This window comes from Pseudomonas sp. BIGb0381 (assembly GCF_024809815.1).
In the GTDB taxonomy this organism is placed as follows: domain Bacteria; phylum Pseudomonadota; class Gammaproteobacteria; order Pseudomonadales; family Pseudomonadaceae; genus Aquipseudomonas.
In genome coordinates this window covers 204,694-218,349 of sequence record NZ_JANUEN010000010.1, presented here as the reverse complement: position 1 = coordinate 218,349, position 13,656 = coordinate 204,694, and the positions used below count along the sequence as shown (strand labels likewise).

The 13,656-nt window shown below is 60.0% G+C and carries 12 protein-coding genes; 5 read left to right on the top strand and 7 right to left on the bottom strand.

All coding sequences use genetic code 11. The annotated features are described in order from the left end of the window. Positions 1-164: 164 nt before the first annotated feature. The 3 genes from gshA to M2397_RS24280 form a co-directional block, all read right to left on the bottom strand. Complete coding sequence (gshA, locus tag M2397_RS24290; RefSeq protein ID WP_131696978.1) at positions 165-1,748, bottom strand: glutamate--cysteine ligase; 1,584 nt, start codon at positions 1,746-1,748, stop codon at positions 165-167. A gap of 214 nt (positions 1,749-1,962) precedes the next feature. Next, complete coding sequence (locus M2397_RS24285) at positions 1,963-2,346, bottom strand: PaaI family thioesterase (protein WP_065925818.1); 384 nt, start codon at positions 2,344-2,346, stop codon at positions 1,963-1,965. Next, entirely contained in the window at positions 2,346-4,682 is a 2,337-nt protein-coding gene (locus tag M2397_RS24280) for a Tex family protein (RefSeq protein ID WP_259244614.1), read from the bottom strand. The genes M2397_RS24285 and M2397_RS24280 overlap by 1 nt, the downstream gene beginning before the upstream one ends. 356 nt (positions 4,683-5,038) lie before the next feature. Between M2397_RS24280 and ompR the strand changes: the two genes are divergently transcribed. Both ompR and M2397_RS24270 read left to right on the top strand, forming a co-directional pair. Next, positions 5,039-5,779 (top strand): two-component system response regulator OmpR, encoded by a 741-nt coding sequence (ompR, locus tag M2397_RS24275; RefSeq protein WP_015373500.1) that lies wholly within the window; start codon positions 5,039-5,041, stop codon positions 5,777-5,779. Positions 5,780-5,895: 116 nt separating this feature from the next. Further along, entirely contained in the window at positions 5,896-7,209 is a 1,314-nt protein-coding gene (locus M2397_RS24270) for an ATP-binding protein (RefSeq protein ID WP_115487864.1), read from the top strand. A 95-nt stretch (positions 7,210-7,304) separates the two neighbouring features. Here the strand turns inward: M2397_RS24270 and rimK are convergent, their stop codons facing one another. From rimK to M2397_RS24255, 3 genes are read right to left on the bottom strand one after another with little or no spacing between them, the layout of a single operon-like run. Continuing rightward, entirely contained in the window at positions 7,305-8,210 is a 906-nt protein-coding gene (gene rimK / locus M2397_RS24265) for a 30S ribosomal protein S6--L-glutamate ligase (RefSeq protein ID WP_003171022.1), read from the bottom strand. Beyond that, entirely contained in the window at positions 8,207-8,671 is a 465-nt protein-coding gene (locus M2397_RS24260; protein WP_174245656.1) for an ATP-dependent zinc protease, read from the bottom strand. The genes rimK and M2397_RS24260 overlap by 4 nt, the downstream gene beginning before the upstream one ends. 32 nt (positions 8,672-8,703) lie before the next feature. Continuing rightward, positions 8,704-9,483 (bottom strand): EAL domain-containing protein, encoded by a 780-nt coding sequence (locus tag M2397_RS24255; protein ID WP_145335807.1) that lies wholly within the window; start codon positions 9,481-9,483, stop codon positions 8,704-8,706. A gap of 116 nt (positions 9,484-9,599) precedes the next feature. Between M2397_RS24255 and M2397_RS24250 the strand changes: the two genes are divergently transcribed. Beyond that, positions 9,600-10,007, top strand: a complete 408-nt coding sequence (locus tag M2397_RS24250; RefSeq protein ID WP_131696975.1) for an RNA-binding S4 domain-containing protein — start codon at positions 9,600-9,602, stop codon at positions 10,005-10,007. Positions 10,008-10,070: 63 nt separating this feature from the next. Here the strand turns inward: M2397_RS24250 and M2397_RS24245 are convergent, their stop codons facing one another. Then, positions 10,071-10,874: a phosphatase PAP2 family protein gene (locus M2397_RS24245; RefSeq protein WP_145335809.1), complete on the bottom strand. Its 804-nt coding sequence runs from the start codon at positions 10,872-10,874 to the stop codon at positions 10,071-10,073. Between the two features lie 126 nt (positions 10,875-11,000). Between M2397_RS24245 and hslO the strand changes: the two genes are divergently transcribed. Both hslO and M2397_RS24235 read left to right on the top strand, forming a co-directional pair. Beyond that, positions 11,001-11,903: an Hsp33 family molecular chaperone HslO gene (gene hslO, locus M2397_RS24240; RefSeq protein WP_145335811.1), complete on the top strand. Its 903-nt coding sequence runs from the start codon at positions 11,001-11,003 to the stop codon at positions 11,901-11,903. Positions 11,904-12,082: 179 nt separating this feature from the next. Next, the gene (locus M2397_RS24235) at positions 12,083-13,624 is read left to right on the top strand and encodes a phosphoenolpyruvate carboxykinase (RefSeq protein ID WP_131696972.1); all 1,542 of its coding nucleotides are present in this window, start codon (positions 12,083-12,085) and stop codon (positions 13,622-13,624) included. The last annotated feature ends 32 nt before the right edge of the window (positions 13,625-13,656 follow it).

The following is a 13,656-nucleotide window of genomic DNA, read 5'->3' as shown; positions in this document are numbered from 1 at the left end:
TTCGAATTAGCTTATGGGCGGAAGGTTGAAGCGAATCTTGAGCTTGATTGCGGGCAAATGTGGGAGGGGGCTTGCCCCCGATGGCGGTAGATCAGTCAGTGATGGGTTGACTGACCCAGTGCAATCGGGGGCAAGCCCCCTCCCACAATGGACCGAGTTCGGTCTTAGTTACTGATCGCCAGAATGCTCGCCTGGTACGACCCGACAAACACATCAAAGTCGCCCACTTCGTTCTGCTCCAGCTCCGCCTGCTGTGCCAGCGATGTGCGCGCCCGCTCTTCAAAGCGTGCTTGTTCCTCAGCCGGCAACGGCTCGCGGCGGAAATACTCGGCATGCACCTCGCTCTGATGCAGGGAGAACTGCGCAAAACTCTCTTTGCGCTCGGCCATCGCCGCCAATACCTGCGCCGAAGGGGTCAGGGACGGGTCCTTGACCTTGGCCAACTGGGCGTCCAGCGCCTGGCTGTGTTCGGTGATGCCGTGGCTTTCATCCAGCAGCGCAGCCAGCGGGGCAATCTTCTCCAGCAGCTCCGTAGCCCATTCCTTCATGTCCACGGCCTGGCCCTTGCGCTGCAATTGCAGGCCCGGGCGCCGGCCTTCCTTGACCACGCTGAGGAAGTTGGACGTGGCGTTGCCGCACTCGTTGTCGGCGAACAGCGGGCTGTCGTTCAGCGCGCAGTACAGCAGGAATGCGTCGAGGAAACGCGACTCTGGCAGGTCGATGCCCATCGGCAGGAACGGGTTGATGTCCAGGCAGCGCACTTCGATGTACTGGATGCCACGGGCCATCAGCGCCTGGATCGGCCGCTCGCCGGTATAGGTCACGCGCTTGGGGCGGATGTTGGAGTAGTACTCGTTTTCGATCTGCAGGATGTTGGTGTTGAGCTGTACCCACTCACCGTCCTTGTGGGTACCGATTTCGACATAGGGCGCGTAGGGCGTTGCCACTGCTTCGCGCAGGCTGTCGGTGTAGCTGGCCAGGTCGTTGTAGCACGGCGTCAGGCCGGCCTGGGCGTTGCTCTGGTAACCCAGGTCGCTCATGCGCAGGCTGGTGGCGTACGGCAGGTACAGGGTGTCGGCGTCGAGTACTTCCAGTTGGTGCGAGCGACCACGCAGGAAACCCGCGTCCAGGGCCGGCGAGGCACCGAACAGGTACATCAGCAGCCAGCTGTAGCGGCGGAAGTTGCGGATCAGCGCGATATAGGCGGTGGACTGATAGTCGCGGTCGGTGCCGACGAAGCCTTCAGTCTCCTTGAGCAGCGGCCACAACGGTTCCGGCAGGGAAAAGTTGTAGTGGATGCCGGCGATGCACTGCATGGTCTTGCCGTAACGCAGGGCCAGGCCCTTGCGGTACACGTACTTGAGCTGTCCGATATTGGAGGTGCCGTAGTAGGCAATCGGAATGTCTTCCTCGGCCGGCAACGGGCACGGCATCGAGGGGCTCCACAGGTACTCACTGCCGAGCTTGGTGTAGGCAAAGCGATGGATCTTGTCCAGGCTGCTCAGGGTATCGGCCGGGTTGGGCAGGGCCGGAGTAATGAACTCCAGCAGCGATTCCGAGTAGTCGGTGGTGATCTGTTCATGGGTCAACGCGGCGCCCAGGGCTTCGGGGTGCGGCGTTTGCGCCAGGCGACCGTCACCGGTGACACGTAGGCATTCACGCTCGATGCCGTGCAAGCACTGTTCTAGCAGGGAGAGGTGTTCGCGCTTGCCGAGCAGGGCCAGGCGGCGGTTGAGAAGTTCGCTCAAGTTGGATTCCTTCACGCGTCAGTCGCCCCAATATGGGGGTGGGCAGGACGGTCTACAAGGGTGAAGTTGAAACTGGCGTGATCGCCTGGTTTTGAGTCGATTTGACCCGCGTTAAAAAAGCCTACTTCACTCCATGAATTGGGCTATAGCGCAGCAAGAAAATTCCGACGCTGTTATCGCAGCGCCGAAATTAACTCAAATCGAGGGCTTGGAGCTATAGGACAGCGAACGTGCCCTGTGCTTTTGCGACAAGTCTTTCGTCCTGATACACATCGGCTTCGACCACCAGTGTGCGCCGACCGGCGTGAATCACGCGGCTGGTGCACAGCACGTCACCGTCTTCCACGGCGCGGATGTAGTTGATCTTGCATTCGATGGTGGCGCTCTGCTGGTCAAACCCATGGGCGCTGGAACAGGCCAGCCCCATGGTGATGTCCACCAGGCTGAATATCGCCCCGCCATGAAGCTTGCCCGCGCGGTTGCGCAGGTGCGGCTCCAGGGTCAGGGCCACTTCGGCAACGCCTTCTTCGAGGCGTTGCAGGCGGCAGCCGATCAGTTCGCTGAACGCGCTCTGGGTCAAGCCGGCGGGTATTTCCATCAGCGTTTCTTCAACTGCTTGGCGTTGGCGAACAGCGAGGCCATGGCGTTGTTGCTTGGCGCTGCGGTAGCGGTTTCCTTGCGCGGTTGACTGTTTTCAGAGCGGTTCTGCGACTGGCGCGGTGCCGAGCCAGGACGTGCACCACGGGCGCCGTCGATTTTTTCGCCTGGGGTGTCGCCCATGCGCATCGATAGGCCAACGCGTTTGCGCGGGATGTCGACTTCCATGACCTTGACCTTGACCACATCACCGGCTTTCACCGCTTCGCGCGGATCTTTGATGAACTTCTCCGAAAGCGCAGAAATGTGCACCAAACCGTCCTGATGCACGCCGATGTCCACAAACGCGCCGAAGTTGGTCACGTTGGTGACCACGCCTTCGAGGATCATGCCCAGTTGCAGGTCCTTGAGGTCTTCCACGCCGTCCTGGAACTCGGCGGTCTTGAACTCGGGACGCGGATCGCGGCCAGGTTTTTCCAGCTCTTGCAGGATGTCGGTGATGGTCGGTACGCCGAAGGTTTCGTCAGTGTACTTCTTCGGATCCAGGCGCTTGAGGAACGCGGCGTCGCCGATCAGCGAACGAATGTCGCGACCGGTTTCGGCGGCGATGCGTTGCACCAACGGATAGGCTTCCGGGTGAACGGCTGACGAATCCAGCGGGTTGTCGCCGTTCATCACGCGTAGGAAGCCGGCGGCTTGCTCGAAGGTTTTTTCACCCAGGCGTGCGACTTTTTTCAGCGCGGCACGGGTTTTGAACGCACCGTTTTCGTCGCGATGAGTGACGATATTCTGCGCCAGGGTGGCATTGAGGCCGGAGATGCGCGCCAGCAACGCCACGGAGGCAGTGTTCACGTCCACGCCCACGGCGTTTACGCAGTCTTCCACCACCGCATCCAGGCCGCGCGCCAGTTTCAGCTGCGACACGTCGTGCTGGTACTGGCCGACGCCAATGGATTTAGGATCGATTTTAACCAGTTCGGCCAGCGGGTCCTGCAGGCGACGGGCAATGGACACCGCGCCACGGATCGACACGTCGAGGTCCGGGAATTCCTTGGACGCCAGTTCCGATGCCGAGTACACCGAAGCACCGGCTTCGGAGACCATCACCTTGGTCATCTTCATGGCTGGGTATTTTTTGATCAGTTCGGCGGCCAGCTTGTCGGTTTCACGGCTGGCAGTGCCGTTGCCGATGGCGATCAGGTCCACCGAATGCTTGGCGCACAGGGCGGCCAGGATGGCGAGGGTCTGGTCCCACTTGTTGTGCGGCACGTGTGGGTACACGGTGGCGTGGTCCAGCAGCTTGCCGGTGGCATCCACCACGGCGACCTTGCAGCCGGTGCGCAGGCCCGGGTCGAGGCCCAGGGTGGCGCGCGGGCCGGCCGGGGCGGCCAGCAACAGGTCGTGCAGGTTGTGGGCAAATACGTTGATCGCTTCGGTTTCGGCGCCGTCGCGCAACTCGCCGAGCAGGTCGGTTTCCAGGTGGGTGTAGAGCTTGACCTTCCAGGTCCAGCGCACGACTTCACCGAGCCACTTGTCCGCAGGACGATTCTGATTCTGGATACCGAATTGTTGCCCGATCATGCCTTCGCACGGGTGCATGGTGCCCGGCAGTTCGTCGCCGACTTTGAGTGCGGAGCTGAGGATGCCTTCGTTGCGACCGCGGAAAATCGCCAGCGCACGGTGGGACGGCATGCTTTTCAGCGGTTCGTCGTGTTCGAAGTAGTCGCGGAACTTGGCGCCTTCTTCCTCTTTGCCGACGATGACGCGGGCGCTGAGGGTGGCTTCCTGTTTCAGATAGTTGCGCAGTTTTTCCAGCAGGTTGGCGTCTTCGGCGAAGCGCTCCATCAGGATGTACTTGGCGCCTTCGAGGGCGGCCTTGACGTCGGCAACGCCTTTTTCAGCGTTGACGAAGCGTGCGGCTTCGGTGTCCGGGGTCAGCGACGGGTCGTTGAACAGGCCGTCGGCCAGTTCGCCCAGGCCGGCTTCCAGGGCGATCTGGCCCTTGGTGCGGCGCTTCTGTTTGTACGGCAGGTAAAGGTCTTCGAGGCGGGTCTTGGTGTCGGCGAGCTTGATGTCGCGTTCCAGCTGCGGGGTCAACTTGCCCTGTTCCTCGATGCTGGCGAGGATGCTGATACGCCGTTCGTCGAGTTCTCGCAGGTAGCGCAGGCGTTCTTCCAGGTGCCGCAGTTGGATGTCGTCGAGGCTGCCGGTCACTTCTTTCCGGTAACGGGCGATGAAGGGCACCGTGGAGCCTTCATCCAGTAGAGCGACGGCCGCTTCGACCTGTTGTGGGCGTACACCGAGCTCTTCGGCGATGCGGCTGTTGATGCTGTCCATAAAACCACCTGAAATTCTGAAAAGCAGCCCGCTGGCCCAAAAAACAAGGCCTTGCGCGGCTGGTTGAGCGGCCCGACTGGCGCCGCTACCTGGGTCAAGAGGCAGCCTATTGACCCTCGAAATCGAAAAAATCACGACAAACGGGTGAAAAAAGCCCGGTATTAAACGGCAACGATCTGACGTTGCCCTGCACGAAGGCGCCGCATTATAACCAGCGTTCTGCCCTTGGGGGGTACTGCGCCAATGGTTGGAAGGGGCGGGTTCGCTGGCAGCAGAGGAAAAATCTGCTAACAATGCACACGGTGCGTATAACGGCAGCTACGCCATAATGCGCGCCGAGATAAGAGGAGCATCCAATGAGCAGCACTGCACAAACTGCTGAAGGCGAAAAAATTCTCATCGTTGATGACGATCCGGGGCTGAGCAGCCTGCTGGAGCGTTTCTTCAACTCCAAGGGCTATCGTGCCCGCGCGGTGCCGAACACCGAGCAGATGGACCGTCTCCTGGGGCGCGAAGTATTCAACCTGGTCGTACTCGACCTGATGCTGCCCGGCGAAGACGGCCTAACCGCCTGCAAGCGCCTGCGCGGCGCGAACAACCAGATTCCAATCATCATGCTTACCGCCAAGGGCGATGAGCTGAGCCGCATCAAGGGCCTCGAGCTGGGCGCTGATGACTACCTGGCCAAGCCCTTCAACCCTGACGAGTTGATGGCGCGGGTCAAAGCCGTGTTGCGTCGTCAGGCACCGCCGGTACCGGGCGCGCCAGGCAGCGAAGACGAAAGCGTTACCTTTGGCGACTACGAACTGTCGCTGGCGACCCGCGAACTCAAGCGTGGCGACGAAGTGCACATGCTCACCACCGGTGAATTCGCCGTGCTCAAGGCCCTGGTGATGAACGCGCGTCAGCCGCTGACCCGCGACAAACTGATGAACCTGGCCCGCGGTCGCGAATGGGACGCCCTGGAGCGCTCCATCGACGTGCAGATTTCCCGTCTGCGCCGGATGATCGAGCCGGACCCGTCGAAGCCTCGGTATATCCAGACGGTATGGGGTGTGGGTTATGTGTTTGTGCCGGATGGCACCGCCACGAAGTGACCGATGATTTGCAGGGCGGGCATCCTGGCGTTTGACTCCATGAGGGTCGACGGGATGCCCGGCGTCTGCAATTCTGCGAGCGCCGCTCGTTCCTGCAAGGTGTCCAGCTGTCTTCTATGAAAACCCCTCTGTGGTTCCCGCAAAGTTTCTTCTCCCGCACCCTTTGGCTGGTGCTGATCGTCGTGCTGTTTTCCAAGGCGTTGACACTGGTTTATCTGCTGATGAACGAAGACGTGCTGGTGGACCGGCAGTACAGCCATGGTGTCGCCCTGACGCTGCGTGGTTACTGGGCTGTAGACCCTGAGAACCGGGAAAAAGTAGCCAAGGCGTCGACGTTGACCCGCGTTGACGGGGCGGGTGTGCCCGAGGGTGAGCAGCATTGGCCCTACAGCGAGATCTACCAACGCCAGATGCAGGCCGAGCTGGGCGAGGACACCGAGGTGCGCTTGCGCATGCATGTTTCACCTGCGCTGTGGGTGAGGGCGCCGAGCCTTGGCGATGCTTGGATCAAGGTTCCGCTGTATCCGCATCCTTTGCGGGGGCAGAAGATCTGGAACGTGTTGGGCTGGTTCCTGGCTATCGGCTTGCTTTCCACCGCGTCCGCGTGGATTTTCGTTCGTCAGCTTAACCAACCGCTTAAACGCCTGGTATTTGCCGCCCGCCAACTGGGCCAGGGGCGCAGCGTGCGCCTGCCGGTCAGCGATACGCCCAGTGAAATGACCGAGGTGTATGGCGCCTTCAACCAGATGGCGGAGGATGTCGAACAGGCCGGGCGCGAACGCGAGCTGATGCTGGCGGGGGTGTCCCATGACTTGCGCACGCCATTGACGCGATTGCGCCTGTCCCTGGAGCTGATGGGCAACCATAGCGACCTCACCGACGACATGGTTCGCGACATCGAAGACATGGACGCGATTCTCGACCAGTTCCTGGCGTTTATCCGCGATGGACGTGACGAGGTGGTGGAGGAAGTCGATCTCACGGACCTGGTGCGTGAGGTTGTCGCGCCCTACAACCAGAATGGCGAGCAAGTGCGCATGCGCCTTGAACCGATCCAGCCGTTTGCGTTGCGTCGGGTGTCGATGAAGCGCCTTCTCAACAATCTGATCGGCAACGCTTTGCACCATGCCGGTTCGGATGTGGAAGTGGCTGCGTATGTGTCCGGCGACAGTGCCGCGCCGTACGTGGTGCTGAGTGTAATGGACCGGGGGGCGGGCATCGATCCGGACGAGCTGGAGGGTATCTTCAACCCCTTCACCCGTGGCGACCGTGCCCGGGGTGGCAAGGGGACCGGTCTGGGGCTGGCGATCGTGCGGCGGATTGCTTCGATGCACGGCGGAAATGTCGAGTTGCGTAACCGCGAAGACGGTGGCCTGGAAGCGCGGGTGCGCTTGCCGCTTGGGCTGATGCTGCCAAGAGATGCGGTATAGAAACAGCTGCAAGTTTCAAGCTTAAAGCCGCAAGAGAAAGGCAGGCAGCTTTTGCCCTTTCTTGCAGCTTATAGCTTGAAGCTAACGCCGCGTCTCTAACCCTTGCCTTTGGTCCTGGTCATATTCGGTCCACCATTCTTCTCCAGATGCTGAATGATGATCCCCGCCACATCCTTCCCTGTGGTGGTCTCGATCCCTTCCAGGCCCGGCGACGAGTTCACCTCCATCACCAGCGGGCCGTGATTGGAGCGCAGGATATCCACACCCGCCACGGCCAACCCCATGACCTTGGCCGCTCGCAACGCGGTCATGCGTTCTTCAGGTGTGATCTTGATCAGGCTGGCGCTGCCGCCGCGGTGCAGGTTGGAGCGGAACTCTCCGGGCTTGGCCTGACGCTTCATGGCTGCGATCACCTTGTCGCCCACCACGAAGCAGCGAATATCCGCACCGCCGGCTTCCTTGATGTACTCCTGGACCATGATGTTCTGCTTGAGGCCCATGAACGCCTCGATCACGGATTCCGCTGCGGTCGCGGTTTCACACAGTACTACACCGATGCCCTGGGTGCCTTCCAGCACCTTGATCACCAGCGGCGCGCCGTTGACCATTTCGATCAGGTCGGGAATGTCGTCGGGGGAGTGTGCAAAGCCAGTGACCGGCAGGCCGATGCCCCGCCGCGAGAGCAGTTGCAATGAGCGTAATTTATCCCGCGAACGTGCAATGGCCACGGATTCATTGAGGGGGAAAACCCCCATCATTTCGAACTGGCGCAACACGGCGCAGCCATAGAACGTCACCGAGGCGCCAATACGCGGGATCACCGCATCAAACCCTTCGAGGGGCTTGCCGCGATAGTGGATCTGCGGCTTGTGGCTGGCAATGTTCATATAGGCACGCAACGTGTCGATCACTACCATTTCATGGCCACGTTCGGTGCCGGCCTCGACCAGGCGGCGGGTGGAATACAGACGCGGGTTTCGCGACAGCACAGCAATCTTCATGCAGCACCTGGGGCAGAAATAGTAGAGACCGGGAACACCGGCTTGTCTTGAACGTACTTGACGCCGGGATTGACCACCAGATGGCCGTCAATCAGCGCCTTGGAACCCAGTAACAGGCGGTAACGCATGGCTTTGCGACAGGCCAGGGTGAACTCCACTCGCCATACCCGATCACCCAGCGCCAGGGTGGTGCTGATCACGTAGCGCACCTGCGCATGGCCATTGGAGCTCTTGATGGTTTTCATCGTCACCAGGGGCGCCTCGCAGCGGCGGTGACGCAGTTGCACAACGCTGCCCAGGTGCGCGGTAAAGCGCACCCATTTCTCACCGTCGCGCTCAAAAGGCTCGATATCGGTGGCATGCAGGCTGGAGGTGCTGGCACCTGTGTCGATCTTGGCGCGCAGGCCCGCCACTCCCAAGTCGGGAAGTGCCACCCACTCACGCAGACCTACAACGGTCAAATGGTCAAATGTCTTCAATTATGGGTAACCGATCAATTCGCCCAGGCTTTCGGTGAAACCTCGGCCAGGGCTTTGAATGCAGGCTTGGCGAACCAGTAGCCTTGCATCAGAAATATTCCACAGTCAGACAGAAAGTCGCGCTCGCCGGCACTTTCGATGCCTTCGGCGATGACAGTAACGTTCAACTGCTCACAGATTGTGACAATTCCCTGGACGATCACCTGACGGACACGATCCTGGTCGACATCGCGGATCAGTGCCATGTCGAGTTTGATCAGGTCAGGTTGGAAATCGGCCAGCAGATTCAGCCCCGAATAGCCCGCGCCGAAGTCGTCGATGGCGGTCTTGAAGCCGAACTCGCGGTATTCACGCAGAATATTCGTCAAATGGCGATAGTTATCTACATGCTCGCTTTCCAGCGTCTCGAAAATCAGTTGGTCCAGCGGAAAATTGTGCGCGCGAGCCGCCTCAAGGGTGCTTCGGATGCACAACTCCGGACGGTACACGGCATTGGGCATGAAGTTGATGGATAGGCGGGTTTGCATCCCCAAGGCTGCAGCACCGGCGATCGCCTGGGTGCGGCAGCGCTGGTCGAAGCGGTAGCGGTTGCTGTTATTGACCTTCTCCAGCACCGATATCGCCCCTTCGCCCTGTGTACCGCGCACCAAGGCTTCGTGGGCATAAATCGAATGGTCCCGAAGGTCTACGATAGGCTGGTAGGCGAAAGCAAAATCGAAACCCAGGGGTTCGCTTTGCTGGCAGCCTGCGCAACGCTGGTCAGGCGAGGTGAGTGAAGTGGGAAAGTCGGTCACGGCGTATCCTCGCGAAAACAGGGTGCTACCTGGCGTATCTTAGGTGAGCCTTGAGGTTTATGCGTCGAAGGGTTTCAACGTTACAGTTGCGACATTTGTCAGAGCGAGGAATTCAAGTGGCTCAAAAGCAGGAAGAGGAAGAAAAGGTCCGTCTGGACAAGTGGCTGTGGGCGGCGCGTTTCTTTAAAACCCGTGCCTTGGCCAAGGCCGCGATTGAGAGTGGCAAAGTGCATCATCGAGGCGAGCGCTGTAAACCGGGCAAAGAGCCACGTGTCGGTGATGAGTTGCAGATTCGGATAGGTTTTGACGAAAAGACTGTCGTGGTGCAGGCACTTTCCATCGTGCGCCGTGGCGCCCCCGAAGCACAGGCGCTGTACACCGAAACCGAAGCGAGCATTGCCAGGCGCGAAAATGCGGCAGCCATGCGCAAGGCGGGCGCCACGGGGATGACCACCGATGGCAAGCCGAGCAAGAAACAGCGCCGCGACCTGTTCAAGTTTCGCGGTAGTGGCAATGATGACTGATTGCGCAGCGGCCCATTCAAGTGTTGGAGGGGGCAAGCCCCCTCCAACATTTGGCCTGCAGCGTTAAGGGGATGTGCGCACGACGCTCAATCCACCGATCACCGGCAGCTTGCCGAGTAGCCCGAAGATCGGCATCGTCACTTGTAACAAAGCGCCCGACACCTTCGCCGCAAACGGCGTGTAATACCCCCAGCCCAACGCCAACAGCGCCAGCAACACACCGCCGATGTAATCGTCCTGCCCCCAATGTGCGCCCGCCACCAGCCGCGGCATCATGAACAACAGCGCCAGGCCCCAGATCACTAGCACCTGGCCGACGCGCTTGGCGAACACGGTCATGAACATTGCCCAGATCAGCAACACCGAGGCGTGATCCCCCGGAAAGCTTTGGCTTGAGCGGTCCTTCAGTTCCCAGGTCCTCTCCAACCCCGGGAAATAGTCACTCATCTGGATAGCCCCGGCGATGACCATCGACGGGCTACTGTGTTGCCAACCCATCTGCGCCGCGAGTTTGGAAAACAGCATGCGGATAAACAGCAGGAGCAACAAAATGCCGACAAAACCTAACAGTGCCTGGCGGACCTGCACGGCCTCGAACACCCAGTCGCCACGAATCAGCAGCATCAGCAGGATCACCCCGACCACTGCATCAAACGGCCGCAAACTGGCCACGGCCCATACGTGCAGCCATGTTGCGTTGCTCGCCAGCGGGTCGTTGAGAAGGTGAAACAGCCACTCGTCGAAAATCACACACAGCATCTGTCCCGTGGGCCACAGCCAAAAACACAGCAGCCCGATAGCGAGTAGATTGCACAGAGCCCATCGCCGGAGGTTCCACTTGGCTTGGAACAAACCCGGATTGTTCATAAACTGTCCCTCTTCGCTCTATATAAGCTCTCTGTTTCCAGGAGAAAGCCGCACCAAGATGGTGCTAAAGCGTTTAATTTTATAAACCTTGTAACCAATTTGTCATCAATTCAGATACCCAGACCTATGACTGATCTACCGGATACCGACTTCACCCAACGCTTCATCTTCGACGAGAGCGACGCCCGCGGCGAAATGGTTTCGTTGGAGCGCAGCTACGCCGAAGTCCTCGCCAAGCACCCCTATCCGGAGCCGGTCGCACAACTGCTCGGTGAGCTGATGGCAGCTGCTGCGTTGCTGGTAGGCACCATGAAGTTCGACGGTTTGCTGATCCTGCAGGCCCGATCCGAAGGGCCGATTCCGCTGTTGATGATCGAGTGCTCAAGCGAGCGCGAAATCCGCGGCCTGGCCCGTTATGAAGACGACCAGATTGCCCCGGACGCCACCCTGGCCGAGCTGATGCCTAACGGCGTCCTGGCGCTCACCGTCGACCCGACCGTAGGCCAGCGTTACCAGGGCATCGTCGACCTCGACGGCAAAACGCTGTCGGAATGCTTCACCAACTATTTCGTGATGTCCCAGCAAGTGGGTACCAAGTTCTGGCTCAACGCCGACGGCAAGCGCGCCCGTGGCATGTTGCTGCAACAACTGCCGGCCGACCGTATCAAGGACGACGAAGATCGCGCTGAAAGCTGGCGGCACTGCATTGCCTTGGCCGATACCCTGAAAGCCGAAGAACTGCTGGGCCTGGACAACGAAACCATCCTGCACCGCCTTTACCACGAAGACCCCGTGCGCCTGTTTGACGCGCAGACTCTGCACTTCCACTGCAGCTGCTCCCGTGAGCGTTCAGGGAACGCCCTGGTCAGCCTGGGCCTGGAAGATGCGCAGAACCTGGTGGTGGAACACGGTGGAAATATCGAGATCGACTGCCAGTTCTGCAACGAGCGCTACCTGTTCGACGCTGCCGATGTAGCGCAATTGTTCGCTGGCGCAGGTATCGACACGCCTTCCGACACCCGCCACTAAAACGTTTAAGCACAGGTAAATCACCTGTCAAATGCCGGATTAGAGGCGTTCTGACGGGAGGGCCCTACTCTTTTTGGGCTTTTCTGGCATAATCCGGCCCACTTTTTTCGCGGTAGTAGTGCGCAACTTTCTACTACAAAACGTTTGGAGCACTCGGCCACAGGCCGACGGGGAACCTCATGACGCAAGCCAATAACGCCGTATACACCGATCTGAGTGTTGACGATCTGGTCAAAGAAGCCCTGCAGCGCGGTGAAGGCGTGCTTGCCGATACCGGCGCGCTGGTCGTCGAAACCGGTCACCGTACCGGCCGTTCGCCAGTCGACCGTTTCATCGTTGAAGAGCCTTCTACCCAGGATTCCATCGCCTGGGGCCCGATCAACCGCAAGTTCCCGGCCGACAAGTTCGATGCCCTGTGGGCACGCGTCGAGGCGTTCAATAACGCGCAAGAGCATTTCGTTTCCCACGTTCACGTAGGGGCTTCCGAAGACCACTACCTGGCCGTGAAAATGACCACCCAGACTGCCTGGCAGAACCTGTTCGGTCGTTGCCTGTTCATCAACCCTGCCCAGTACAACCCGGCCGGTCGTGACGAGTGGCAAGTGCTCAACGTAGCCAACTTCGAGTGCGTGCCGGAGCGTGACGGCACCAACTCCGACGGTTGCGTGATCCTCAACTTCGCGCAGAAAAAAGTGCTGATCGCCGGCATGCGCTACGCCGGTGAAATGAAGAAAGCCATGTTTTCGGTGCAGAACTACCTGCTGCCGGCTTCCGACGTACTGCCGATGCACTGCGCCGCCAACATTGGCGAAGCAGGCGACGTGACCCTGTTCTTCGGTCTGTCGGGCACCGGCAAGACCACCCTGTCCGCCGACGAAAGCCGTTACCTGATCGGTGACGACGAACACGGCTGGGGCGAAGGCGTGGTGTTCAACATCGAAGGCGGTTGCTATGCCAAGTGCATCGACCTGTCCGAGAAGAACGAACCGGTTATCTGGAAAGCCATCAAGCACGGCGCCGTGCTGGAAAACGTCGTGATCGACGACGCCAAGCACGCCGACTATGCCGACGTCAGCCTGACCCAGAACAGCCGCGCCGCCTACCCGCTGGAGCACGTTGCCAAGCGTTCCGAGAAGAACCTGGGTGGCGAGCCAAACGCGGTGATCTTCCTGACCTGCGACTTGACCGGCGTACTGCCGCCCGTGTCCATCCTCAGCGAAGAACAAGCGGCCTACCACTTCCTGTCCGGCTACACCGCACTGGTGGGCTCGACCGAAATGGGTTCGGGCAGCGGCATCAAGTCGACCTTCTCCACCTGCTTCGGCGCACCGTTCTTCCCACGCCCGGCTGGTGAATACGCAGAGCTGCTGATCAAGCGCATCCGCGGCTTCGGTTCCAAGGTCTACCTGGTCAACACCGGCTGGACCGGCGGCGGCTACGGCGTTGGCAAGCGCTTCAACATCCCGACCACTCGCGGCGTGATCGCAGCGATCCAGAGCGGCGCGTTGATCGGTGCTGAAACCGAACACCTCGACACCATCAACCTCGACGTGCCATTGGCCGTACCGGGCGTTGAGACCGGCCTGTTGAACCCACGTAACACCTGGGCTGACAAGGCGGCTTACGATGAAGCGGCGAAGGCGCTGGCTGGCCTGTTCATCGAGAACTTCAAGAAGTTTGAAGTGAGTGATGCGATCAAGGCTGCGGGTCCGAAGTTGTAAGATTCGGTCGCTGTTAAAAAGCCGCCCCTTGT